The following is a 24,200-nucleotide window of genomic DNA, read 5'->3' on the forward strand; positions in this document are numbered from 1 at the left end:
ATGTTCAGTCCTTCTGGGGGAGCGCGTCGTGGCGGTAGGGGGTCCGCCCGACGCTGTCATAGGCGATGAAGCCCGCGCGTTTGACATCCTTGACCGAATAGATGTTGCGCAGGTCAGCCATGCGGGGGCTGGTCATCTTGCGGGCCAGACGTTTGAGATCGAGGGCGCGGAATTCGTTCCATTCGGTGAGGATGACCAGAAGATCCGCCTTGTTGGCGCATTTGTAGGGGTCGTCCTGCCAGACAACGCCGGGCAAGAGCGCCTCGCCTTCGCGCTGGCCCTGGGGGTCGGTGACGCGGACGCGTGCGCCGCCGCCGACAAGGGCGGGAATGATGGTGAGGGCGGGGGCATCGCGCATGTCGTCGGTATTGGGTTTGAAGGTGACGCCCAGCACTGCGATGGTCTTGCCGTTGAAGGAGCCGTCGCAGAGATCAAGCAGCTTGTCGATCATGCGGCGCTTCATTTCCTCGTTCACGGTGATGACCTTTTCGGTGATCTGCATCGGCAGGCCGTGATCCTGACCGATGCGGGCAAGCGCCCGCGTGTCCTTGGGAAAGCAGGAGCCGCCATAGCCGGGGCCCGCGTGCAGGAATTTGTTGCCGATGCGGCCATCGAGGCCGATGCCGTGGCTGACCTGTTTCACATCCGCGCCGGTGCGTTCGCAGAGCGCCGCGATTTCGTTGATGAAGGTGATCTTGGTCGCGAGAAAGGCGTTGGCGGCGTATTTGATCATCTCGGCGGATTCGAGATCGGTGGTGACGATGGGAAAGTCGCGCAGGTAGAGGGGGCGGTAAATCTCGGCCATGACATCAGCGGCACGTTCGGTCTGGACGCCCACGACCACGCGGTCGGGTTTCATGAAATCGTCGAGGGCGGCCCCTTCGCGGAGGAATTCGGGGTTGGAGGCGACATCGAAGTCGAGGGCCGGGTTGGCCTTGTTGACCACCTTCTTGACGGCGCGGTTGGTGCCGACGGGGACGGTGGATTTGGTGACGATGACCACGTAATCCGATGCGGCGTGGGCGATTTCTTCGGCTGCGGCCATGACAAAGCTGAGGTCGGCGTGCCCGTCGCCGCGCCGGGTGGGGGTGCCCACGGCGATGAAGACGGCCTCGGCCCCGTCGATGGCCTCGGCCAGATCCGTGGTGAAGCGGAGGCGACCGGCCTCGACATTCTTGGCCATCAGGGCATCCAGACCCGGCTCGAAGATTGGCACCTCGCCGCGCAGGAGCATCGCGATCTTGTCAGGGTTCTTGTCGACGCAGGTCACGTCATGGCCGAAATCGGAAAAACAGACCCCCGAGACAAGGCCAACGTAGCCCGTTCCGATCATCGCAATTTTCATGTTACATTCCCTTTGACGCAAGACCTCTGCGTTTGACTGTATTGGGGGTCGAATCGGGTGTGTCAACGCGTTGCAGGGTCCTGTAGGGGAAAACAGGTCAAGCCTGTGGCGTTGAGTGGATAAGGAGAGACACGATGGGGGCAAAGCTGTTTGGGACCGATGGGGTCCGGGGGCAGGCGAATAGCTGGCCGATGACGGCGGATGTGGCGCTGCAACTGGGGGCGGCGGCGGGGCGGTATTTCCGTCGCGACAAGCAGGAGCATCGCGTGGTGATCGGCAAGGACACGCGCCGGTCGGGCTATATGATCGAATATGCGCTGACAGCCGGATTCACCTCGACGGGGATGAACGTGTTTCTGCTGGGGCCGGTGCCGACGCCCGCGATTGGCTATCTGACCCACTCTTTGCGGGCCGATGTTGGGGTGATGATCTCGGCCAGCCATAATCCGGCCTCTGACAACGGGATCAAGCTATTTGGGCCGGATGGCTACAAGCTGAGTGATGAGGTGGAGGCGGGAATCGCGCAGTTGCTGGATGAGGGCGCGCGCCTCGCGTCGCCGGAGAACATCGGTCGGGCCAAGCGGATCGATGATGCGCGCGGGCGCTATGTGGAATATGCCAAGACCACCTTTCCGCATCGGCGGCGGCTGGAGGGGCTGAGGATTGTGCTCGATTGCGCCAATGGCGCGGCCTATCGCACCGCGCCGGAAGTGTTGTGGGAGTTGGGCGCTGAGGTGATCACCATGGGGGTGGAGCCGGACGGGTTCAACATCAACCTCGATTGCGGATCGACGAAGCCTCAGGCCGCCGCCCGCAAGGTGCTGGAGACGCGGGCCGATCTGGGAATTTGTCTGGATGGCGATGCCGACCGGGTCGTGTTGATCGACGAGGAGGGCAAGATTGCGGATGGCGATCAGTTCATGGCGTTGATTGCGACGCGCTGGGCACGTGAGGGTCGGCTGGCGGGCAATACGCTGGTGGCGACGGTGATGTCCAATCTGGGGCTGGAGCGGCATCTGGAGGCGCAGGGGATTAACCTCAGGCGCACGGCGGTAGGGGATCGCTATGTGGTCGAGGCGATGCGCGCCGGCGGGCACAATCTGGGCGGAGAGCAGTCGGGCCATATCGTGATGACCGATTATGCCACCACCGGCGATGGGTTGATCGGGGCGTTGCAGTTTCTGGCGGCGATGGTCGAGACGGGTGAAAAGGCCAGTGGTCTGGCGCAGGTCTTCGAGCCGGTGCCGCAGAAGTTGATCAATGTGCGCTTTGCCAAGGGCAAAGACCCGATGGCGTCCGATGCGGTGCAGAGCGCCATGGCGGCGGCGGAAAAGCTGTTGGGCGGCGATGGGCGGCTGTTGGTGCGGCCCTCGGGCACGGAGCCGTTGATCCGGGTGATGGCGGAGGCGCTCAATCCGGCGGTTCTGGATCAGGTGATGGATGCGGTGGTGGGCGCGGTGCGGCAGGAGAGTTGAGGGGGGAATGCTGGCCTAGGCCGCATGCACCCCCGCGCGGAATCAAGGCGCGTAGCGCCGCCGCGCAGCGGTCATGCTGAAGGCATGCCTCTGGCATGGTCCGCCCCCTCGGGCGGGCGCTTTTGCAACGTCGTAGTCTCTTGATAACGCGGAAGTATTTTGCGGATATAAAATGCCAGCCGATAGCGTAGCAGCGCCCACCCGGCGGACGGGCACCGCGCGGCTCATCGGTGGTCGATAGATGTCCGGTCATTGATATCCCCCCAAACGCAAAACGGCCCCGCCGGATCGGTGGGGCCGCTTCGTATTTGCGAACCTGCAACCGGCGTGATGCCGGTTGCGGTCTGTTTAGCGGTCGCCCTTGAGGGCTGCGCCGAGGATGTCGCCGAGCGAGGCACCCGAGTCGGAGGAGCCATACTGTTCGACGGCTTCTTTCTCTTCGGCGATTTCGCGGGCCTTGATCGAGAGACCCAGACGGCGGGTCTTGGCGTCGACATTGGTCACGCGCACGTCGAGCTTGTCACCGACCGAGAAACGCTCGGGGCGCTGGTCGGCGCGGTCGCGGCTGAGGTCGGAGCGGCGGATAAAGGACTTCATGCCCTCGTATTCCACTTCGATGCCACCATCCTCGATTGCGGTCACGGCCACGGTGATCACCGAGCCACGCTTGACGCCACCGACGGCCTCGGAGAACTTGTCGCCGCCCAGAGCCTTGATCGAGAGCGAGATACGCTCTTTCTCGATGTCTACTTCGGACACGACGGCGTGAACCATGTCACCCTTTTTGTAGCTCTGGATGGCATCTTCGCCGCGCTCGTCCCAGCTGAGGTCCGAGAGGTGAACCATGCCGTCGATCTCGCCTTCGAGACCGATGAAGAGACCGAATTCGGTGATGTTCTTGACTTCGCCCTCGACCTCGGTGCCCTCGGGGTGTGTTTCTGCAAACACTTCCCACGGGTTGCGCATCGTCTGCTTGAGACCGAGCGACACGCGGCGCTTGGCACCGTCGATTTCCAGCACCATGACTTCGACTTCCTGAGAGGTCGAGACGATCTTGCCGGGGTGGACGTTTTTCTTGGTCCAGGACATTTCCGAGACGTGAACAAGGCCTTCGACGCCCGGCTCCAGCTCTACGAATGCGCCGTAATCGGTGATGTTGGTCACGCGGCCCGTATGGGTCGATTCCAGCGGGTATTTGGCGGCAACCAGATCCCACGGATCTTCTTGCAGCTGCTTCATGCCCAGCGAAATGCGGTGGGTGTCTTTGTTGATCTTGATGACCTGCACCTTGACGGTTTCGCCGATTGTCAGGATCTCGGAGGGGTGGTTGACGCGACGCCATGCCATGTCGGTGACATGCAAGAGGCCGTCCACACCGCCCAGATCAACGAAGGCACCGTATTCGGTGATGTTCTTGACCACACCGTCAACGGTCTGGCCTTCGGTCAGGTTGCCGATCACCTCGGCGCGCTGTTCGGCGCGCGATTCTTCGAGGATGGCGCGGCGCGACACAACGATATTGCCACGACGACGGTCCATCTTAAGGATCTGGAACGGCTGTTTGAGACCCATCAGCGGGCCAGCGTCGCGCACGGGGCGGACATCGACCTGAGAGCCGGGCAGGAAGGCCACGGCACCGCCGAGATCGACGGTAAAGCCACCTTTGACGCGACCAAAGATCGCGCCATCGACACGCTCTTCGTCGGCATATGCCTTTTCAAGACGGTCCCATGCCTCTTCGCGGCGGGCCATCTCGCGGCTGATCACGGCTTCGCCACGGGAATTCTCTGCCGAACGCAGGAAAACTTCGACTTCGTCGCCGACGGAAATGTCGGGGGTCTCGCCGGGATTTGCGAATTCTTTCAGATCAACGCGGCCTTCCATTTTGTAGCCGACGTCGATGATGGCCTGTCCCGCTTCGATTGCGATGACGCGGCCTTTGACAACAGACCCTTCCTCGGGTGTGTCCATTTCGAAGCTTTCGTTCAGGAGGGCTTCGAATTCCTCCATAGATGTATGTTGAGCCATGTGGTCTCTGGTTTCCTTTTAACGGTTTTCTGGCCGCGCGGTTGTCTCCGCCGGTCTTTGCGGGTTTCATTGGTCGGGCGGGTCACAAAACAAAGAGGGCCGGTGGTCCCGACCCTGCTCGATCTCTTGTGTCCTGTGGCCTTATTCGCCTTTGGTGACAGGCGCGCGTATACAGCGGCTTGGTGGGATAATCAAGCCTGTGAGGATGGAATTTGGCGTGATCCAGCCCCTTGAGCGGGCCTATTGGCAGGAGTCGCGCGACAGTTCACCGTCGGGCATCACGGTATTGCAGAGAATCGCCCCGTCAAAGCGGGCATCGGTGATGTCGGCATCCTTGAGCCGCGCCCCCGACAGATCTGCGCCGCGGAAATCGGCCCCGCGCAGGGACGCCCCGACAAAGGTGGTCGCCTTGAGCGAGGCGTTGCGGAAATTGACGCGGTCGGCGCGGGCGTCGTCCAACTGGGCCAAAAAGAGGTTGCTGGTGGAAAAGTCTCCGTCCTCCAGTATCGCTCCGGTGAGGTTGGCACCGACCAAGGCCTGATCCGCAAACCCCGCCTTTGACAGATCGCACCCCGGGCAGGAGCCGGTCTCGCTGAGTTCAGTTGAGTCGCTGAGAGTGGGGCTGGCGAGGGCCATGAGGCAGGCGGCGAGGGCCATGAGGCAGGCGGCGAGGGCAAGGGGGCGGGTCATGGCAAAGTCCTTTGCAGCTTGCGGCAAGCGGTCCGGGGGCAGGGTTGCCCCCGGTTGTCGCAGTTTATTGAACGGCCGTGTCCTGCGCCTGAACGCGCTCGACGATCCGTTTGTTGAGGGCCTGATCCGTGCTCGCGGCCTGCGCAATCTCGAGATAGCTGTCCATTGTCAGCCCTTCGGTGCCCTCGATCACTTCGGTGATCTCGGTGTTGGCCTCTTCGACGATGGCGGCCTTTTGATCCTCGGTTTCCGCGCTTTGCACGAGAGGTGTGTATTTCTCGCGCACGCTTGCCACTTCGATCAGGGCGCTGGTGAAGGCGTCAAGCTCTTGGTCGGAATAGTCCCCGGCCTCTTGCGCCGCAGCGCTCTGGGCGGTGAAGGCGGCCATGGGGGCCGCTGCGAGCGCCAAGGCGATGGCGGTGGTGGATGCGGTCAGTGTCTTGCGGAAGGACATGGTGCCTCCTTTCGGCTCTGGTTTGCGGTTGGCAACAGGCGGGCCTGTTGCCAACAAACGTAAGAGCCATGCCGGGGCATGCAACCGGATGGGCGGCATCCTGCCAGTTGCGAGGGTCAGCGCAGTGCGGCGACGACGATCGCGATGGCGCGTTTGGTGGCCTCTTCGATGCTCATCTCGGAGGTGTCGAGCAGCACCGCATCGTCTGCGGGTTTGAGGGGGGCGGTGGCGCGGGCGCTGTCGCGGGCGTCGCGTTGTTGCAGGTCTTGGGCGACCTCATCCAGCGTGACGTTGTGGCCCTTTTGCGTCAGTTCGAGATGTCGGCGGCGGGCGCGTTCCGTGTCGGAGGCGGTGACGTAGAGTTTGACCTCGGCGTCGGGGCAGATGACGGTGCCGATGTCGCGCCCGTCGAGCACGGCCCCGCCCGCGCGCCGGGCAAAGGCGCGCTGAAAGTCGAGGAGTGCCTGGCGCACTTCGGGGATGGCGGCCACGCGGCTGGCGGCCTGACTGACGTCGGGGGTGCGCAGATCATCGGCGTCGAGATCCTCGGCGCGCAGGGATCGCGCGGCCTCGACCGGGTCCAGCCCGGAGAGCATGCGCCGTCCGGTGGCGCGGTAGAGCAGGCCGGTGTCGAGATGGGCAAAGCCGAAATGGCCGCTGAGTGCGCGTCCAATGGTGCCCTTGCCCGCCGCTGCGGGTCCGTCAATTGCGATGGTGAACGCCATGGGCTGCCCTTTCGTGATCGGACCCTCTGACTAGCCGATTGGGGCGGCGGTCTCAAGCGCCGCTTGACTGGAGGTCGGGGTCAAGGCATCACGCCTGCATGATGATATACAAGATATTGCATGGCCCGGAATGGGCCGAGTTGCGGGCGGCGGGCGAGAGTGCTGGCGCGCCGGTCGATCTGGCCGATGGCTATGTGCATTTCTCGACTGCCGAACAGGCGGCGGAGACAGCGGCCAAGCATTTTGCCGGGGCCGATGGGTTGATGCTGGTCGCGGTTGCGGCGGACCGGTTGGGCGAGGCGCTGAAGTGGGAGCCGTCGCGCGGCGGCGCGCTGTTTCCGCATCTCTACCGCGAGATGAGACTGTCGGATGTGGCCTGGGCGCAGCCCTTGCCGCTGATGGACGGGGTGCATCAGTTTCCGGCAGGTCTGGAATGAGCGGGATGGAGCGTCTGGGTCTTGGCCTCTTGCACCGGGTCGATCCGGAGCGGGCGCATGGTCTGGCGCTCCGCGCGTTGCAACTGGGTCTGGTGCCCACGCCGGGCGCCTATACCAGCGCACGGCTGCGGACCAATCTGGCGGGGTTGCGCCTGCCCAATCCGGTGGGATTGGCGGCGGGGTTTGACAAGAACGCCGAGGCGCTGGGGCCGCTTGCCCGTGCCGGGTTTGGCTTTATCGAGGTGGGGGCAGTCACGCCGCGTGCGCAGCCGGGCAATCCGCGTCCGCGTCTCTTTCGGCTGAGCGAGGACCGCGCGGTGATCAACCGATTCGGTTTCAACAATCTTGGGATGGAGGCGGCGGCGGCACGGTTGGCGGCACGGCCAAGGGATGCCGTGATCGGCCTCAACCTAGGGGCCAACAAGGACAGCGCCGACCGGGCCGAGGATTTCGCCCGCGTGCTGGCGCATTGTGGAGCGCATCTGGATTTCGCCACGGTCAATGTCAGCAGTCCGAACACCGAGAAGCTGCGCGATTTGCAGGGGGCAGAGGCATTGATGGGCCTCTTGAAAGGGGTGATGGAGGCGCGCGATTGGTTGCCGCAGCCGATCCCGGTCTTTCTCAAGATCGCGCCGGATCTGAGCGATGTGGACTTGAGTGAGATCGCCGATGTGGCGCGGGCGTCGGGCCTGAACGGGATCATTGCCACCAATACGACGCTGGGCCGTGAGGGGCTGGTAAGTGCCGCGAAGGGCGAGGCGGGGGGGCTGTCGGGGCAGCCGCTCTTTGAAAAGTCGACGCGGGTATTGGCGCGGCTGTCGCAGTTGACGGCGGGTGAGATGCCGCTGATCGGGGTGGGGGGCATTGCCAGTGCCGAACAGGCCTATGCCAAGATCCGCGCCGGGGCGAGTGCTGTGCAGCTCTATTCGGCGCTGGTCTATCAGGGGATGTCTTTGGTCAGCGAGATTGCGCGGGGGCTGGATCGGTTGCTGGCGCGGGACGGGTTTGGCAGCGTGGCGGAGGCGGTGGGCACGGAGCGTGAGAAATGGCTGTGATCACCTATTGGCACAATCCCCGCTGTTCCAAGTCGCGCGCCGGTCTGGCGCTGTTGCAGCAGCATGGGGCAGAGGTGGTTGTGCGGCGCTATCTGGAGGATGCGCCGGGTGTGGCTGAGGTGCGGAGGGTTCTGGCGCTGTTGGGGGCTGCGCCGATTGAGATGATGCGCCCCTGTGAGCCGCAGTTCAAGGCGCTGGGGCTGCACGGCGAGAGTGTGGCGGAGGATCTGCTGGCGGCGATGGCCGCGCATCCGATTCTGATTGAGCGGCCGATTGCGATAGGGGCCGCGCGCGCGGTGATCGGGCGGCCACCGGAGGCGGTGCTGGGGGTGATTGGGGTCTAGTCCGTATTGAATGCCATCCGCGCGGAACAAGGCGCGGAGCGCCGCCGCGCGATCGCTGGGCCGTCCCGCGGCCTAGCGATTTTGACAGGGAGCGCAACACTGAGGGGTCATACGGATTTGGCCGGAATAAAGCGGCAGTTTCAGCCGTCGCATCGCTAGTCCCCGGCCCAGCGATCCGCGCGCGGAAACAAGCTACCCCCTCAACAATTCGGGATATTGACCGCGAGACCACCGAGCGAGGTTTCCTTGTATTTCTCGCTCATGTCGAGGCCGGTCTGGCGCATGGTCTCGATGCAGGCGTCGAGCGGCACGAGGTGGGTGCCGTCGCCACGCAACGCCAGAGAGGCGGCGGAGACCGCCTTGATCGCGCCCAAGCCATTGCGCTCGATGCAGGGCACCTGCACCAGACCGCGCACCGGGTCGCAGGTCATGCCAAGGTGGTGTTCCAGCGCAATCTCGGCGGCGTTTTCGATCTGGGCGGGGGTGCCGCCCAACACGGCGGCAAGGCCAGCCGCACCCATGGCGGCGGCAGAACCCACCTCGGCCTGACAGCCTGCCTCGGCCCCGGAAATCGAGGCGTTGTATTTTACCAGACCACCGATGGCGGCGGCGGTGAGCAGGAATTCTTCGATCTGGCCTTCGTGGGCGCCGGGCACATGCTCCAGCCAGTATTTGATCACAGCCGGCACCACGCCCGCCGCGCCATTTGTCGGCGCGGTGACAACCTGCCCGCCGGCGGCGTTTTCCTCGTTCACCGCCATGGCATAGGCGCTCATCCAGTCGTTGATCTTGTGCGGGGCGGTGAGGTTGGTGCCGCGCTCGGCCACCAGCGCGTCGCGAATGCCCTTGGCGCGGCGTTTGACCTTGAGACCGCCGGGCAGGATGCCCTCGGCGTTGAGGCCGCGCTCGATGCAGTCGTTCATCACCTGCCAGATGCGCGCCACGCCGGAGCGCAGGTTTTCCGGGCCGCCGCGCGCGATCTCATTGGCGCGTTTCATCTGGGCGATGCTCTTGCCGGAGCGTTCAGCCATTTCCAGCATCTCGGCGGCGGATTTGAACGGGTAGGGGATGGGCGTGCCGTCGTCGGTGGCCTTGCCTGCGGCCAATTCCGCCTCGGTCAGCACAAAGCCGCCGCCGATGGAATAATAGGTCTCTTGCAGGATCACGTCGCCTTGGGCGTCGGTGGCCATCAGGATCATGCCATTGGCATGGCCGGGCAGGTTGGGGCCGAAGTCGAAGATCAGGTCTTCCTTTGGGTGGAGTTTGAGCCTCGGCAGGCCGGGGGGTGTCACGCTATGGGTTTCGCGAATGTCCTCCAGCGTGGCCTCGGCGCGGTCGTGATCATAGGTGTCGGGCAGATAGCCCGCGAGGCCAAGGATCGTGGCGCGGTCACTGGCATGGCCAACGCCGGTAAAGGCGAGGCTTCCGTGCAACGAGCCACGCAACCCGGCGTAATGGAAGGGCGAGGCGCGCATTTTGTCCAAGAAACGCGCGGCGGCGACCATCGGCCCCATGGTATGCGAGGAAGAGGGGCCGATGCCCACCTTGAACATATCGAAGACGGATAGAAACATGTGGCGCGCTCCCTGATTGCGGGTCTTATCGCCGCTTGCCCTTTGATCTACTTGTCCGAAAGCGACGATTCAAGGCCGCCGCATTGTCATCTGATCGGATCAGGTGGCGCTGCCCTCGGGCGGATTGCAATAGTCCGGGGCTGTGAAGGGCTGTGCGCCCAGACCTTCAGCCAAGGCGGCGCGCTGGGTGGCGGGCCGGGTTTCCAGATGCTCCAGCAGGCGGGTGAGGCGGGGCCATGCGTTTGCGTCATAGCCAGAGCACAGGCCCTCTGGATAGAGCGCGCGCCAGCGCATGAGGCAGGCGAGGTAGTAATCCAGAACCGAGGGGCAATCCGTGGAAAACCACGGCGTGGCGCGGGTTTCGAGGATATCCAGATGGCCTGCAAAGTGCGCCTGCATCGTGGCGCGCAAGAGGTCTTGTGCGCCTTGATCTGGGCCCACGTATTTCTCTGGATAAAAGCTCATGCGCAGGGCGGTGTGGGCTGTGTTCGCGAGATAGAACAGCCATTTGAGAAAATCGCCGCGCGCGGGCGCATCGGGGGCAGGGGCAAGCCGCCCATGCCGGTCGGCGAGCCAGAGGAGAATTGCCCCCGTCTCGAATATGGTTCCCTCCGGGGTTTCCAGCGTCGGGATCAGCCCGCCGGGGTTGAGCGCCAGATAGGCGGGGGCCGCCTGCGCCTGTTTCGAGCGTTCCAGCAGCAGCGTTTCATAAGGCACACCCAGCTCTTCGAGGGTGAGGCGGACGATCACCGAGGCGTTGTCGGGGGCGTAATGCAGGCGGTAGGGCGCGGTCATCGGACACTCTCGGGCGGGGGAGTTTTGAGTATTTGAAGAACGATGAAAGACGGGTTCAGTCCTTGGGGCCGACATTCTCGGCGAAGGATTTGGTGAAAGCCGCCTGTTGGTCGGCGCTGGCCTCGGTCTGGTTCTGCGCCTTCCAGTCGTCATAGGGCATGCCGTAGAACATTTCGCGGGCGTCTTCCTTGGACATCTCGATGCCACGCGCGTTGGCGGCCTCTTGCACCCAGCGGCTGAGGCAGTTGCGGCAAAAACCGGCGAGGTTCATCATGTCGATATTCTGCACATCGGCGCGTTTTTCCATCAGATGCGCGCGCAGGGTGCGGAAGGCGGCGGCCTCAAGCTCAAGTCTGGTCTGGTCGTCCATTGTCACACTCCTTTGGGGGATGGGCCTTTAGGGGATGGGCCTTTTGGGGGATGGGTCAGAGGCCGGTCCGGGCCGCGACCTCTTGCAGGATGGGGGCGAGGCGGAGCGCCCAAGCGGTCTGTTGCGCGGGGGTTTCAATCAGGTCGTTGCGCAGTTCAATCAGCACATTGGGCCGCTCATAGGCGATGGCATGGCGGGCGATGGCATCGCCGGGCAGATGGCCGGTGTAAGGCTCGTTATCGCCGACGCAGAGGTCAGGCTCTTGGCTGAGGCGCGCCAGAAGCGGTTTGGCCAGACGCGCATCGGCGGCATAGAGCAGGCCGATATGCCAGGGGCGGGGCGGGCGGGCGCGCAATTGCGGTGTGAAACTGTGGATCGAGACAATGACCGTATCGGCGCGGCGCGCGGCCAATTTGGCCAAGGCCGTATGATAGGGGCGGTAGAGCCGGTTCAGGCGGCGGTCTATATCCTCGGGCGCAGCGTGGCGATTGGCGGGGATGATCGTGCCGTCATAGAGGCGCATGACAAGGGTCGGATCATCCTCGCCCCGGTTTGGGTCGATCACGAGGCGCGAGAAATTGCTGAGGATGGCGGGGCCACCCAAGGCCTCGGCCAAGGCGCGGGTCACACCGGCGGCCCCCACATCATAGGCGATATGGCGGGCCATGTCGGCAGGGGCCACGCCAAGGCAGCCGTCATTGACGAACTCCGGCACGCGGTTGCTGGCGTGATCGCAGGTCACGAGCCAGCGTTCGGGACGGTCCTGCCCGTCGATCTGGAAGGGGTGATACATCATTGGCTTGGTTTTTCCTGTCATCGTCCTTTAGAACAGTTGCGAGACAATGTGAATTGCGCGATAAGGCGCGAAAGGGCGATGTTAGCGTTAACATTGCTGGCGATGCAAGAGATGAAGGACGCATGAAATGAGACGCAACCGCAATGTCAAGATCGTGGCCACGCTGGGCCCGGCCTCGTCCGATTATGATACGATCCGGGCGCTGCACGAGGCGGGGGCGGATGTGTTTCGTCTCAACATGAGCCATGGCACGCAGGCCGATATTTCCGAGCGGCATCGGATCATCCGGCAGGTCGAATCGGATCTGGACAGCCCGATTGCAATCTTGGGTGATTTGCAGGGGCCGAAGCTGCGGGTTGGGGTGTTTGCCAAGGGTGAGGAAGAGCTGATCCCGGGGGCGGCCTTCCGCCTCGATCTCGACGAGGCAGAGGGGGATGTGACCCGCGTTTGCCTGCCGCATCCGGAGATTTTCGCGGCGCTGGAGCCGGGGGCGAACCTGCTGGTCAATGATGGCAAGATCCGGCTGCGCGTGACCGCCTGCGGACCCGAGTTTGCCGATTGCGACGTGATTGCCGGCGGTATCATTTCGAATCGCAAAGGCGTGAACGTGCCTGATGTGGTGCTGCCGCTGGCGGCGTTGTCGGAAAAGGATTTGTCAGATCTGGAGTTCATCTGTGAGCTAGGGGTCGATTGGCTGGCGCTGAGTTTCGTGCAGCGGCCCGAGGATGTGACCGAAGCGCGCGACCTGGTGCGGGGTCGCGCCGCGATCATGTCGAAGATCGAAAAGCCTGCCGGGGTGACGCGGTTTGATGAAATCCTGGCGGTCAGCGACGGGATCATGGTGGCGCGTGGCGATCTGGGGGTGGAATTGCCGGTGCAGAACGTACCGCCGATTCAGAAGCGGTTGATCCGGCGGTGTCGGGCCGTGGCCAAGCCTGTGATCGTGGCGACGCAGATGCTCGAGTCGATGATCGACAGCCCGATGCCGACACGCGCCGAGGTTTCGGACGTGGCGACCGCGATTTATGAGGGATCGGACGCGATCATGCTCTCGGCGGAATCGGCGGCGGGGCACTATCCCGTTGAGGCGGTGCGCACGATGGATAATGTGGCGATCGAGGTTGAGGGCGATCCGATTTACCGCGAGGTGATCGAGGCGAGCCGCCGGGTGGATCGACAGACCGTGGCCGATGGCATCGTGGCCGCCGCGCGCGAGATCGCCGAGACCGCCAATATCAAGGTGATCTGCTGCTATACGGAGTCGGGCACCACCGCGCTCTTGACCGCGCGCGAGCGGCCGCGTGTGCCGATTCTGGCGCTGACCAGCCTTCTTGGCACGGCGCGGCGGCTGGCGCTGACCTGGGGTGTGACCTGTGTGATGACCGGGGAATTGACGCGGTTCAAGATGGCGGTGATCAATGCCGCGCGGGCGGCGCGGGCGCATGGCTATGCCACCGAGAGCGATCAGATCGTGGTCACCGCAGGTGTGCCCTTTAACGTGCCGGGGACGACGAATATCCTGCGCGTGGCCCCCTGTCAGGAAAGTTTGATTTACGCCACCGATCCGGGCTAAACTGTAACGGTTTAGTTAAAGATATTTTCCGGAGGTGTGGAATGGATCCTGATCTGGCGATGGCAATCGGCATGGTGTTGGGGGTGTTTTCGATACCTTCGATTCTGTCGGCCTTTTCCGAGGGTCGTTCGCCGCGGGTGGCGGCCTTTACGCTGATAGCATCGGGGGGACTCGTGGTCTGGGCGATCAACAACAAGCCGGGTGGTTACAGCTTTGGCGACTTGCCGGAGGTGCTTGTGCGGGTGATTGCGCGCTACGTGGGCTGAGCGGCCCGGCGTCGGGGTCAAAGCCTCTTGAACAATATTTCGTGGGCGCGTATACGGCGCGCTCATCCCGCACGACCGGCCCGATGTGGCATGCCGAGTCGTGTGGTCCTACCGACCTATTAGAGGAGCCGGAAATGCCCAAGATGAAGACCAAGTCGAGCTGCAAAAAGCGGTTCAAAGTGACGGCCTCGGGCCGCGTGGTGGCCGCACAGGCCGGCAAGCGCCATGGCATGATCAAACGCAGCAACAAATTCCTTCGTAACGCTCGCGGTACGACCACGTTGTCAAAGGCTGATGAAGGTATCATCAAGCCAATGATGCCCTACGCGCGCTAAGGAGGATTTAGGATATGTCACGCGTCAAAGGTGGGGTTGTCACCCACGCCCGTCACAAGAAAGTCATCAAGGCCGCCAAGGGTTACTATGGCCGCCGGAAAAACACCTTCAAGGTGGCTGCACAGGCCGTCGATAAGGCCAACCAATACGCGACCCGCGACCGCAAGAACCGCAAGCGCAATTTCCGTGCGCTGTGGATTCAGCGGATTAACGCGGCTGTGCGTGCGCATGATGAATCGCTGACCTACTCGCGGTTCATCAATGGTCTGGCACTGGCCGGGGTCGAGGTAGACCGCAAGGTCCTGGCCGATCTGGCCGTGCACGAACCCGCTGCGTTCGGCGCGATCGTGGACCAAGCCAAGGGTGCGCTGGCCGCCTGAGCCGGTTTGCATTGAGAGTGAAACCGCCGTTCGGATGTCTCCGGGCGGCGGTTTTTTCATGTGCGCAGGATGCTGGAATAGAGCAGGAGGCCGTGATCGGCCAAGTCGCGCTCGATCCCGGCCCAGAGGCTGCCAAAGGCGATGGGGTCGGTGCCGGTGGCCTGCGCGATCTCGGTCAGGTTGCGCCGTCCGTCGATGGCGGCAAGGAGGGGGACTGCCTGTTTCGGCAGGGAGAGTCGGACCTCCAGCCCGTTGAACCGCAGCGTGGGCTTTTGTCCGGCGGCGACAGCGCGGGCCAGATCACTGGCGCACAGGCCCTTGAGATGGGGGATGAGCCCACGGTTGCGTCCGTGTGCGGGTGCGCGCGCCTCGGAGGCGCGGCAGGCATAGCCCACATGTGTCTTGATCGTGCCGCGCAGTTTCTCGGCCACGGCCATGCGTTCTGTCTGGTTGAGGTGATCAGGGGCTGTGGTGATCCGCGACAGGTCATAGAGGGCGGGCAAGCTAAAGCCGGTGAGGGTCCAGCCGGTCTGGGTGAGGGTCTCGGATAGGGAGGTGACGTCAAAGGCGCGGTCTTGTGAATGCAAGAGCAGGTCGTAAAAGCCGGCGTCGCTGTCCTTGTGATCGCCAAGATTGGGGTTGGATGTGAACGGATGACCCTCGGGCAGGTTGGCCACGACAGTCTTGGCGGCCCTGAGCCGCGCCTCGGGGGGCAGGCCCGCGTAGAGCGCGCCGAACGCCTCTTGCAGCGGGTAGACGCCCGCGCGCCCGTAGGGGGCATAGACCATGAAGCCCATCCCGCCGCCGGGGGCGAGCGCCGCCAAGAGTGCTGCAAACCCCGCCGCCGGGTCGGGCAGGTGATGCAGCACGCCGCAGCAATCTATGTAATCGAATTGCCCGAGCGTGGCCGCGTCGAGCAGACTGCCGGTGACAAAGCGGATTTCGGTCAGGTCGCGCAGGCGGGCCCGCTCCTGGGCGATGGCGCGCGAGGCGGTCGAGAGGTCGAGATAGGTGATCTCGGTCTCGCGCCCTGCGTCCTTCATTTGCTGCGCCAGTTGTATCAGCCCGTCGCCGGTGCCGCCGCCTGCGATGAGCGCGCGCAGAGGCTTGCGCCAGTCGCGCTGGCCCTGAAAGAGGAAATGGTCAATCTCCAGCACATGCGAGGGCGAGCCGGTGATCAGGCGCTTGCGCTCGTCCTCGGGGTTGCGGGCGGGATAGGGATAGGTCTCGTATTGTGCCTTGACCTCGCTCATGGGCGCGGCCTGCGTTTCATCGGTCCAAAAATACTCAAAATCCCCGCGCGCCTCACTCGAAGAGTTTGCGCAGTTTGCGCGCCGCTTTTTCCTCGAGACTTTGCCGTAAGGCATCTTCGAGATTCTGGCCCTCTTGCGGGGTGACGTTCAGCCGTTCCTGCACCTCGCGTTCCAGCCGGTCCTTGGCCTCTTGTTCCAGCTTGTCGCGTTCTGCCTTGAGGTTCATGCGAACCGCCTTTTCCAGATCCGGTTTGATCCGAGGGTTGGCCCAGGACCCCTCGATCCGCACCGGGATGGCGAGGCCGCGGGTGTTCTCGCCCTCGAGCAAGACAGGGGTAAAGAGATAGTCGATGTCGCGCGCGCCAAGGCCGACGCGTCCCTGACCCGAGGCGCGGGCGAGAGGTAGTTTCATGGCCAAGTCCTGATTAAAGAGATTTCCCTTGTCCATGGTGAAGGAGGCCGTCATCGCGTCAAAGATCGTGGTGCCGCCCGTCACATCGCCCGCACGCATCAGCCGGTCGAGGTCAAACCCGGAAATCACCCCGCGCCCGGTGCGCAAGCTGCCCTTGCCCGAGAGCGATTGCATGATCGCCTGCACGGAATTGCCCACGCCCAAGAATTCCAGTTCGCCGCTGCCAGCGGCGGCAAAGCGGGTGATGTCCATCGCGTCCGTGAGAAAGCGTTCGAGGTTGAGGTCGCTGACCGCCAGGTTGCCACCGACCGAGAGGCCGGAGCGGTTGTTGGCGATGAATTGCCCGGTGACGAGGCCATCATAGGCGCGCAATTCGCGCAGGTCGAACACGGCGCGAGCGTTGTCCAGTGTCATCAGGCTGCGGGTCTTGCCGAGTTCCAGATCGCCCAGATTGATACTGTCGGCGACAAGTGCGACCTCGCCATTGGCGAGGGCAAGGGCGCTGGCGTCAATCGGGCTGGTGGACCAACCGCTATCGGCGCTGCCCGAGGCGGTGCTGTCGGCCCCGGCAAAGCGTGAGAGGTCAAGCGCGCCTGCGTTGAGTTGGGCGTTGATGCGTGGCACATCGCCCGCGAGGGCGATATCCGCCGCCCCGGCAATCGCGTTGCCGCCCGAGTTGAGCGCGAGGTTGCGCAGCGAGAGATCGAGCGCATCCGTAAGGGTGAGATCCGTGCCGCCCTTGACGCTGGCGCCGAAGCCGGGGGGCAATTCCAGCCGGTCAAGGCCAAGCGCCGCCAGAAAGGCATCGGTATCGCCAAGGTCGATGTCGAGCCGCCCTTGGAGTTGCGGTTGCGCCCCGCCCCGCCCGGCAAAGGCCACGCTGCCGCCCGGCCCCGAGAGCCGCGCCGACAGGCCCGTCACCGCCCCGTCGAGGAATTGCCCCACCTGATCGAGTTGACCCGCGAGGGTGACGGGGTTTGCGGTCTGGCGCAGCACCGCCTCAAAGGTGGCGGTGCCGTCGTAATCGGGCCAGCGCAGATCGAAATCCATGTTGCGGAATGCCTGAACCGTGCCGGTGGTGTGATCGGTATAGCTGAGGCTGGAGCCGGTGATGAGCGCGCGGTCAAGCGTGAGGGCGAGCCGGTTGGAGGTGGCCAATGTCTCGCCTGATTGACCGGAGGGGGCCACGCCTTCGACGCCCAACTCCCAGTTCACCCGCCCATCGCTTGCACGTTCCAGCCGGATTTCGGGATTGACCGCCTCGAGCCCGGTGATGCGGATGTCGCCGCCAAAGAGCGCTTGTGGTTCCACGCCGATCTTGAGGCTGTCGGCGCGCAGCATCGGGCCCGCGTCGGACCAGTCGGCATTGGCCACCTCGACCGCCCCGGTGGAGACGCCGAGGATGGGATAAAAGCTGATCGTGGTGTCGCCGGACATGGTGACCTGTCGACCTGTCGCCTTGGAGATCTGGTCGGCGGCGATGCGGGCGATGCGTTCGCCGGGCAGGAAAAAGAGCGCGCCAAGGATGATGGCCAGCATGACCACAACCAATCCCAATAGTCGAAACAGCCACCGCATGGCTTCGCCCCCTTTGCCGCTCCACTCGGACGCAGTCTAGGCGTGTGGGGTGGCGGGGGGCAACCGATTTTGGGCCTCGGCAATTTCAGAAAAGCTCTAGGCGGGCGGGCGGCGGCAGAGTATAGCGCGCGCATGGCTCAGAACCCTCCCTCCCTCCGCCCCGATCTCGCGCCGCGTGCGCGTCTGACTGACACGCCCCGTGCGGGCCAGCCGACGATTGGCATGGTCAGCCTTGGCTGTCCCAAGGCGCTGGTGGACAGTGAGCGGATTTTGACGCGGTTGCGCGCCGAGGGCTATGGGATTTCAGCCGATTATGCCGGGGCGGATGCGGTGATCGTCAACACCTGCGGCTTTCTCGATAGCGCCAAGGCCGAGAGCCTTGAGGCGATTGGCGAGGCGCTCTCTGAGAATGGCCGGGTGATTGTCACCGGCTGTCTGGGGGCGGAGCCCGCGTATATCACCGGGGTGCATCCGCGCGTCTTGGCCGTGACCGGCCCGCATCAATATGAGCAGGTTCTGGATGCCGTGCATCTGGCGGTGCCACCCAGCCCCGATCCCTTCATTGATCTTTTGCCCGCCTCTGGTGTCAGCCTCACGCCGCGGCATTACAGCTATCTCAAGATTTCCGAGGGCTGCAATCACAAGTGCAAGTTCTGCATCATTCCCGACATGCGCGGCAAGTTGCAGAGCCGTCCGGCGCATGCGGTGATCCGCGAGGCGGCAAAGCTGGTGGAGAGCGGTGTCAAAGAGTTGTTGGTGATCTCTCAGGATACCTCGGCCTATGGCGTCGATATCCGCCATGCCGAGGAGCGGGGGCACCGTGCGCATATCACCGATCTGGCGCGGGATCTGGGGTCACTGGGAGCATGGGTGCGGCTGCATTATGTCTATCCTTACCCGCATGTGCGCGATTTGATCCCGCTGATGGCTGAGGGGCTGGTGCTGCCCTATCTCGACATCCCGTTTCAGCATGCGCATCCCGAGGTGCTGCGGCGCATGGCGCGGCCTGCGGCGGCGGCGCGGACCTTGGATGAGATCGCGGCATGGCGGCGGGATTGCCCCGAGATCGCCCTGCGCTCGACCTTTATCGTCGGTTATCCGGGCGAGACCGAGGCGGAGTTTCAGGTTTTGCTCGATTGGCTGGATGAGGCGCAATTGGACCGGGTGGGCTGTTTTCAATATGAGAATGTCGCCGGCGCGCGGTCCAACGCCCTGCCGGATCATGTGGCGGCGGAGGTCAAGCAAGAGCGCTGGGATCGGTTCATGGAAAAGGCGCAGGCGATTTCCGAGGCCAAGCTGGCGGCCAAGGTCGGTCAGCGCATGGAGGTGATCGTGGATGAGATCGACGCCGACGGCATCGCCACCTGTCGCACCAAAGCGGACGCGCCCGAGATCGACGGGAACCTGTTCATTGATGAGGGAACCGAGGGGATCGCCGTGGGCGACATCGTCACGGTCGTGGTCGATGAGGCGGGGGAGTATGATTTGTGGGGAAGGTTGGGGGAGTAGAGGCGGGGCAAGCGGAGGGGAAAGTTATTTGTTGACAGTCAATCGCCTAAAACGCGAGTTTATCGTATTCGTGACGAGAATATTATTAAGCGTATGCGGGTAATTAGGAAATCTGACGATGCAGAGAAGTATGAGTATGGTTCCTGTTCTATTTGCTACGATGATAAATATTGGTTCGGGAGCACTTGCCTCCGAAGATGAGGCGAAAAGTTGTCACGCAGTGGTCAACACTCTTGAACGATTGGGGTGTTATGATCGCGCTACCGGTTATGTTGTTCCAGATAGCGCGACCAATAGCGGAGAACCTTTGAACGATGCAGATTTTGCCAAGCCGGAAGTACCACTAGAAAAGTCCGAAGGACAATGGACCGTCACAATGGAGAAGTCTCCGATAGACGATTCGGAAAATGTTTACATTTCGTTAGTTTCTGAAGACGACATTACCGCACGCTTCGGAAGTGCTGGTCCTATGAGAATTTTCATACAATGCCGTGAAAACACCACTCTATTTTATGTGACATTCAACGACCATTTCATGTCCGACCATCAGCATGGCAAGGTGACCTACCGATTGGACAAAAATCCAGCCGGTGACAAAAATATGAAAGAGTCGACTGATCATATGGCTTTGGGATTATGGAGTGGTGGGACTTCAATTCCATTTATCAAGCAGATGTTCGGCCATGATAAACTTTTGATTAGAGCCACACCGCATTCGGAAAGCCCTGTAACAGCCACATTTGCGATCTCAGGCGTAGAAAATGCCATTGAGCCATTGCGAGAGAATTGCAATTGGTGACTGAAAATCGTGTTTAAAGAGCTTCGGTGAAGTTAAGCGCACACAGTTAAGTTCCATACCGTCATCCTCGGGTGTGACCCGAGGACCTCTTGCGGGGCTGAAGATTCCCGCTTTCGCGGGAATGACGCGTGAAATGGTTGCGGCCGAAAGCGCGACATTCTGTGGCTCTTTCCCCCGCGCTTGGGCGTTCTACCTCCCCCCTCAGGAGGCCGCCATGACCCAACCCACCCAAGTGCTTTATAATGCCCGCTGTCCGGTGTGTCGGGCGGAGATTGTGCATTATGCGGGGTATGTGGAGGCGAAGGGATTGCCGGTCACGTTTCATGATCTCAATGCGGGTGGTCTTGAGCAGTGGGGGATTGACCCGGATCAGGCGGCGCGGCGGTTGCATGTGCGGCGCGGGGGGCAGGTGCTCTCGGGGGTTGAGGCCTTTGCCGCGCTCTGGGCTGCCTTGCCGCGCTATCGTTGGGCGGCGCGGATTGTGGCCTTGCCGGGATTGAAGCAGGTGGCGGGGCTGATTTACGAGCGGGTGCTTGCCCCGCGTCTCTATGCCAAGCATCTGGCACGGGAAGCGGCGCGCGCCGCGCGCTGAGGGCTTTCGCAGGCGCGCAGGCCAAGCTAGGGTGCGCGCGACGTGAGCGGAGACCCCAGAGACATGACCGAACCCCAGACCCTGTTGCGCCGTCTCTTTGACCGCGCTGTCGCTGTGGCGGACCCGATGCAGAGCCTCGCCCCCTATCTGCCTGCGCGGCCCGAGGGCCGTGTCGTGGTGATCGGGGCGGGCAAGGCGAGCGCGCGCATGGCCGAGGCGGTCGAGGCGGAATGGGGCCCCTGCGAGGGGCTGGTGATCACGCGCTATGGCTATGCCCGGCCCTGTCAGGGCATCGAGATTGTCGAGGCGGCGCATCCGGTGCCGGATGCCGCGGGGATGCGCGCCACGGCGCGGATGCTTGATCTGCTACAGGGCTTGGGCGACGGCGATATGGTGCTGGCGTTGATTTCGGGCGGGGCGTCGTCGCTCTTGGTGCAGCCAGCGGGGGAGATGACGCTGGCGGACAAGCAGGCGGTCAATGCGGCGCTTTTGGCCTCGGGTGCGCCGATCGGGCAGATGAACGTGCTGCGCAAGCATTTGAGCCGCGTCAAAGGCGGGCAATTGGCGGCGGCGGCCTATCCGGCGCGGATGCATGCGCTGCTGATTTCCGATGTGCCGGGGGATGATCCGGGGATGATCGGATCGGGGCCGACGGTGGGCGAGGGCAGCACGGCTGCGCAGGCGTTGGAGATCGTGGCGCGCTATGGGATTGATCTGCCCGTCTCGGCGCAGGCGGTGCTGAACGGGCAGAGCGGTGTGGTGCCGCCGGATGATGCGCGGCTTAGCCGGGTCGAGAATGTGATCTATGCCGCCCCAGTGCAATCGCTGGAGGCGGCAGCCGAGGTGGCGCGAGCCGAGGGGCTGACGGTGCGTATTCTGGGCGATGCGCTGGAGGGGGAGGCGCGGGACGTGGCAGAGGTGCATGCGGTGCTGGCGCGTGATGTGCAAGCGGGGCTGGCACCGGGGGATGCGCCGGTGCTGCTGCTCTCTGGCGGTGAGTTGACGGTGACGCGGCGCGGCGATGGCGTGGGCGGGCCCAATGCGGAATATGCGCTGGCCTTGGCGCTGGCGTTGCAGGGGGCGGGCGGGATTCACGCGCTGGCCTGTGACACCGATGGCGTCGATGGGGCGGCCGAGGTGGCGGGGGCGGTGATCGGGCCGGAGACGCTGGCGCAGGCCAAAGCCGCCGGGGTTGACCCTGAGCAAGCACTGGCGATCAATGACGCACATGGGTTTTTTGGCGCCATTGGCGGGCAGGTGGTGACGGGGCCGACGCTGACCAATGTCAACGATTTCCGGGCAATTCTGATTGCGCCAGTCTAGTTAAAACTGATCCCAGATCGTGCGCCCCAGATCATCCAGCCGCTCGGGCGAGCAAAAGAGCGAGATCGTCATCGTCGCGGTCCAGTCGCGCCCGCCCAAGCGGACCAGCGTGCCATCGGCCAGCTCTTCGCGGATGGAAAATTCCGGCAACCAAGCAAGCCCCGCCCCGGCCAATGTGCGGCGTTTTAAGGCTTCGGCCAGCGCATCCATGTAACGCAGGTTGAGCGCCGGGCGGCGGTTGCCGATGGTCTGGTCCACCACGGTGCCGAGAAAGGTGTTGGGATCGTAGCTGAGATACGGCACCTCTTGGCCCGCGCGTGGCGGCAGAGACCAGCCGTGACGCGCGGCGGCCTCGTGCTGGGCGACGGGGATGAGGCGTTCTTCGCAGATATCCTTGCGCTTGAAGCGGGTCTCGTCGAGGATCGGGGCCACGTCCTGATGCCGGTAGTAGAGCAGGAATTCGCAGCCCCCCTCGCTCAGGAGCTGGCAACAGGCGCTGAGGCTGTCGGAGATGACGCGGGTGCGCATCTCGGGATACTCGCGCTCGAGCGCCGCCATGCGCGGTTGCAGGAAATTGACCGAAATGGCGTGCAGGGCGGCGAAGCGTTGAAAGCTGGCATGGCCGCGCGCGCGTTCGCGAATCGCTTGGCGGGTATCGGTGAGGTCCGCCACCGTCTGTTGCGCCACCGGCAGAAATTGCCGCCCCGCCTCGGAGAGTTGCACGGGATAGCTGGCGCGGTCGATGAGGGGCACACCGATCCAGGTTTCCAGAGACCGGATGCGACGGCTGAAGGCCGATTGGGTGATGTTGCGTTCCTCGGCGGCGCGCGTGAAATTCAGCGTCCGTCCCAAGCACACGAAATCGCGCAGCCAGTTGATGTCCATATGCGCCCCCTCTTAGCCAGCAGACTGCGCCAGCCGGGGTAACCATGCAAGATCGGAATAGTTTTATGAGATGTTTGAATTGGCCGACTCGTGGGGGGCTGTCCTAGCATTCAAGCCAAGATCAAAGACGAAGGCCGCATGAACGGTCTCGCGCAGCCCCCAACAAGGAGAAAGACATGAAAACTTCGCTGAAAGGACTGATCGCCACCACAGCACTCGGGCTGACGGTGGCGCTGCCCGCCTCGGCCGAGACAACGATCCGGCTGTCCACCTATGTGAACGAGGCGGACATTCGCTATGATGGCTTTGTGCATTTCGCAGAGTTGGTCGCGGAAAAGACCGGCGGGAGCGTCAAGGTCGAGATTTTCCCCTCGGCCACGCTGCATGGTTGGTCCGAGGGTGTGGATGCCGTTCAGGGCGGTGTCTCGGACATGAGCTGGATGCCCGCGGACGAGCGGTTGCCCTGTTACCGCGTCACCTCGCTCTATCCGGTGGCGGTGGATCTGGAGGGGCAGATCGAGATGGACGCCGCCTATGCCGATCTGGTGCGCGATGAGGCGGCGGCGATCAACCTCGTGCCGGTGTTCAATTCCAATTATTCCTACGATCAGGAATGGTGGTTTGAAGAGGCGATTGACGATCTGGGCAATCTTGCGGGCAAGCAGGTCCGCTCCATTGGCCCGCTGGTCAGCCTGATGATCGAGACATGGGGCGGCGCGCCCGTCTTTGTCGCCCCTAAGGAGGTGTTTCAATCGGCCGAGCGTGGTGTGGTGGACGGGATCAACATGGGCGTTGCCACCTATTCCAGTTGGAAGCTGTGGGATGTGATGCCCTATATGGTCAAGGCCAGCCTGTTCTATGGCAATATCCAATACATGATGAACAAGGAAAAGTTCGACGGCATGACCGCCGACGAGCAGGCCGCTGTGATGGCCGCCGCCAAGGAAACCGAGGAATGGTTGAAGCCCCGGTATGAGGATTGGGTGGATCAGCGGGTTGGCAATGCGGTGATGAAGGGCGGCGGCGCGGCGGTGGCGATCCCCGAGGAAAAGCGGATGGAGCTGATTGCCAGCGTGCAAGGCAAGTGGGACGAGACGGTCGATGCGGCCTGTGGTCCGGACCTGGCTGGCAAGGTTCGTGATCTCTTTGCACAGCACGCACCGTGACCTGACAGCCCCCCGCGCAAATCACGCGGGGGGCCGCCCGT

At 63.3% G+C, this 24,200-nt stretch carries 25 protein-coding genes; 13 read left to right on the forward strand and 12 right to left on the reverse strand.

All coding sequences use genetic code 11. From position 1 onward, the window contains the following. Positions 1-4: 4 nt before the first annotated feature. A complete protein-coding gene (locus ROS217_RS08150) occupies positions 5-1,345 on the reverse strand; it encodes a UDP-glucose dehydrogenase family protein (protein ID WP_009817233.1) in 1,341 nt (446 codons plus the stop codon). 134 nt (positions 1,346-1,479) lie between these two features. On the opposite strand from ROS217_RS08150, the gene glmM reads away from it, so the two are divergent. Beyond that, positions 1,480-2,820, forward strand: coding sequence for a phosphoglucosamine mutase (gene glmM / locus ROS217_RS08155; RefSeq protein ID WP_009817234.1), 1,341 nt, complete (start codon positions 1,480-1,482; stop codon positions 2,818-2,820). 348 nt (positions 2,821-3,168) lie between these two features. On the opposite strand, the gene rpsA is transcribed toward glmM, so the two are convergent. From rpsA to cmk, 4 genes are all read right to left on the reverse strand, one after another. After that, entirely contained in the window at positions 3,169-4,848 is a 1,680-nt protein-coding gene (rpsA, locus tag ROS217_RS08160) for a 30S ribosomal protein S1 (protein WP_083781522.1), read from the reverse strand. A gap of 240 nt (positions 4,849-5,088) precedes the next feature. Then, entirely contained in the window at positions 5,089-5,538 is a 450-nt protein-coding gene (locus tag ROS217_RS08165) for a pentapeptide repeat-containing protein (RefSeq protein WP_009817236.1), read from the reverse strand. Between the two features lie 64 nt (positions 5,539-5,602). Further along, entirely contained in the window at positions 5,603-5,992 is a 390-nt protein-coding gene (locus ROS217_RS08170; RefSeq protein ID WP_009817237.1) for a DUF4168 domain-containing protein, read from the reverse strand. Between the two features lie 116 nt (positions 5,993-6,108). After that, positions 6,109-6,717 carry a (d)CMP kinase gene (gene cmk / locus ROS217_RS08175; protein ID WP_009817238.1) on the reverse strand — a complete coding sequence of 203 codons (609 nt, stop codon included), beginning with the start codon at positions 6,715-6,717 and terminating at the stop codon, positions 6,109-6,111. 98 nt (positions 6,718-6,815) lie between these two features. Here cmk and ROS217_RS08180 point away from each other — a divergent pair, with 98 nt between their 5' ends. The 3 genes from ROS217_RS08180 to arsC are packed head-to-tail and all read left to right on the forward strand — an operon-like array spanning position 6,816 to position 8,553. After that, positions 6,816-7,154: a DUF952 domain-containing protein gene (locus tag ROS217_RS08180; RefSeq protein WP_009817239.1), complete on the forward strand. Its 339-nt coding sequence runs from the start codon at positions 6,816-6,818 to the stop codon at positions 7,152-7,154. Next, complete coding sequence (locus tag ROS217_RS08185; protein ID WP_009817240.1) at positions 7,151-8,209, forward strand: quinone-dependent dihydroorotate dehydrogenase; 1,059 nt, start codon at positions 7,151-7,153, stop codon at positions 8,207-8,209. The genes ROS217_RS08180 and ROS217_RS08185 overlap by 4 nt, the downstream gene beginning before the upstream one ends. Next, on the forward strand, positions 8,200-8,553 hold the full coding sequence (gene arsC / locus ROS217_RS08190; RefSeq protein ID WP_009817241.1) for an arsenate reductase (glutaredoxin): 354 nt from the start codon (positions 8,200-8,202) through the stop codon (positions 8,551-8,553). The genes ROS217_RS08185 and arsC overlap by 10 nt, the downstream gene beginning before the upstream one ends. Positions 8,554-8,753: 200 nt before the next feature. On the opposite strand, the gene ROS217_RS08195 is transcribed toward arsC, so the two are convergent. The 4 genes from ROS217_RS08195 to ROS217_RS08210 all read right to left on the reverse strand — a co-directional run bounded on the left by ROS217_RS08195 (position 8,754) and on the right by ROS217_RS08210 (position 12,109). Beyond that, positions 8,754-10,127, reverse strand: a complete 1,374-nt coding sequence (locus tag ROS217_RS08195) for an L-serine ammonia-lyase (protein ID WP_009817242.1) — start codon at positions 10,125-10,127, stop codon at positions 8,754-8,756. A 99-nt stretch (positions 10,128-10,226) separates the two neighbouring features. Continuing rightward, the gene (locus tag ROS217_RS08200) at positions 10,227-10,922 is read right to left on the reverse strand and encodes a glutathione S-transferase family protein (protein ID WP_009817243.1); all 696 of its coding nucleotides are present in this window, start codon (positions 10,920-10,922) and stop codon (positions 10,227-10,229) included. Positions 10,923-10,977: 55 nt separating this feature from the next. Continuing rightward, positions 10,978-11,292 carry a DUF1244 domain-containing protein gene (locus ROS217_RS08205; RefSeq protein ID WP_009817244.1) on the reverse strand — a complete coding sequence of 105 codons (315 nt, stop codon included), beginning with the start codon at positions 11,290-11,292 and terminating at the stop codon, positions 10,978-10,980. A gap of 55 nt (positions 11,293-11,347) precedes the next feature. Continuing rightward, positions 11,348-12,109: an N-formylglutamate amidohydrolase gene (locus tag ROS217_RS08210; protein WP_009817245.1), complete on the reverse strand. Its 762-nt coding sequence runs from the start codon at positions 12,107-12,109 to the stop codon at positions 11,348-11,350. A 106-nt stretch (positions 12,110-12,215) separates the two neighbouring features. On the opposite strand from ROS217_RS08210, the gene pyk reads away from it, so the two are divergent. The 4 genes from pyk (at position 12,216) to rplT (ending at position 14,642) form a co-directional block, all read left to right on the forward strand. After that, on the forward strand, positions 12,216-13,661 hold the full coding sequence (pyk, locus tag ROS217_RS08215) for a pyruvate kinase (RefSeq protein WP_009817246.1): 1,446 nt from the start codon (positions 12,216-12,218) through the stop codon (positions 13,659-13,661). A gap of 41 nt (positions 13,662-13,702) precedes the next feature. Beyond that, positions 13,703-13,927 (forward strand): hypothetical protein, encoded by a 225-nt coding sequence (locus ROS217_RS08220; RefSeq protein WP_009817247.1) that lies wholly within the window; start codon positions 13,703-13,705, stop codon positions 13,925-13,927. 134 nt (positions 13,928-14,061) lie between these two features. Further along, the gene (rpmI, locus tag ROS217_RS08225; protein ID WP_008279522.1) at positions 14,062-14,262 is read left to right on the forward strand and encodes a 50S ribosomal protein L35; all 201 of its coding nucleotides are present in this window, start codon (positions 14,062-14,064) and stop codon (positions 14,260-14,262) included. A 14-nt stretch (positions 14,263-14,276) separates the two neighbouring features. Next, a complete protein-coding gene (rplT, locus tag ROS217_RS08230) occupies positions 14,277-14,642 on the forward strand; it encodes a 50S ribosomal protein L20 (protein WP_009817248.1) in 366 nt (121 codons plus the stop codon). 56 nt (positions 14,643-14,698) lie between these two features. Here the strand turns inward: rplT and ROS217_RS08235 are convergent, their stop codons facing one another. Together ROS217_RS08235 and ROS217_RS08240 are read right to left on the reverse strand one after the other, a co-directional pair. Beyond that, complete coding sequence (locus ROS217_RS08235) at positions 14,699-15,895, reverse strand: class I SAM-dependent methyltransferase (RefSeq protein ID WP_009817249.1); 1,197 nt, start codon at positions 15,893-15,895, stop codon at positions 14,699-14,701. A gap of 52 nt (positions 15,896-15,947) precedes the next feature. Continuing rightward, on the reverse strand, positions 15,948-17,885 hold the full coding sequence (locus ROS217_RS08240; protein ID WP_040650454.1) for an AsmA family protein: 1,938 nt from the start codon (positions 17,883-17,885) through the stop codon (positions 15,948-15,950). A 132-nt stretch (positions 17,886-18,017) separates the two neighbouring features. Here ROS217_RS08240 and rimO point away from each other — a divergent pair, with 132 nt between their 5' ends. The 4 genes from rimO to ROS217_RS08255 all read left to right on the forward strand — a co-directional run bounded on the left by rimO (position 18,018) and on the right by ROS217_RS08255 (position 22,108). Further along, positions 18,018-19,394 (forward strand): 30S ribosomal protein S12 methylthiotransferase RimO, encoded by a 1,377-nt coding sequence (gene rimO / locus ROS217_RS08245; protein WP_009817251.1) that lies wholly within the window; start codon positions 18,018-18,020, stop codon positions 19,392-19,394. A gap of 130 nt (positions 19,395-19,524) precedes the next feature. Then, positions 19,525-20,193 (forward strand): type VI secretion system-associated protein TagO, encoded by a 669-nt coding sequence (locus ROS217_RS23465; protein WP_217623013.1) that lies wholly within the window; start codon positions 19,525-19,527, stop codon positions 20,191-20,193. 214 nt (positions 20,194-20,407) lie between these two features. Then, on the forward strand, positions 20,408-20,785 hold the full coding sequence (locus ROS217_RS08250; RefSeq protein ID WP_040651231.1) for a thiol-disulfide oxidoreductase DCC family protein: 378 nt from the start codon (positions 20,408-20,410) through the stop codon (positions 20,783-20,785). Between the two features lie 63 nt (positions 20,786-20,848). Continuing rightward, positions 20,849-22,108 carry a glycerate kinase type-2 family protein gene (locus tag ROS217_RS08255; protein WP_009817254.1) on the forward strand — a complete coding sequence of 420 codons (1,260 nt, stop codon included), beginning with the start codon at positions 20,849-20,851 and terminating at the stop codon, positions 22,106-22,108. Here the strand turns inward: ROS217_RS08255 and ROS217_RS08260 are convergent, their stop codons facing one another. Beyond that, positions 22,109-22,993, reverse strand: a complete 885-nt coding sequence (locus tag ROS217_RS08260; RefSeq protein ID WP_009817255.1) for a LysR family transcriptional regulator — start codon at positions 22,991-22,993, stop codon at positions 22,109-22,111. It abuts the gene before it with no gap. A 176-nt stretch (positions 22,994-23,169) separates the two neighbouring features. Between ROS217_RS08260 and dctP the strand changes: the two genes are divergently transcribed. Continuing rightward, the gene (gene dctP / locus ROS217_RS08265; protein ID WP_009817256.1) at positions 23,170-24,159 is read left to right on the forward strand and encodes a TRAP transporter substrate-binding protein DctP; all 990 of its coding nucleotides are present in this window, start codon (positions 23,170-23,172) and stop codon (positions 24,157-24,159) included. The last annotated feature ends 41 nt before the right edge of the window (positions 24,160-24,200 follow it).

It is taken from the genome of Roseovarius sp. 217 (genome assembly GCF_000152845.1).
Classification (GTDB): domain Bacteria; phylum Pseudomonadota; class Alphaproteobacteria; order Rhodobacterales; family Rhodobacteraceae; genus Roseovarius.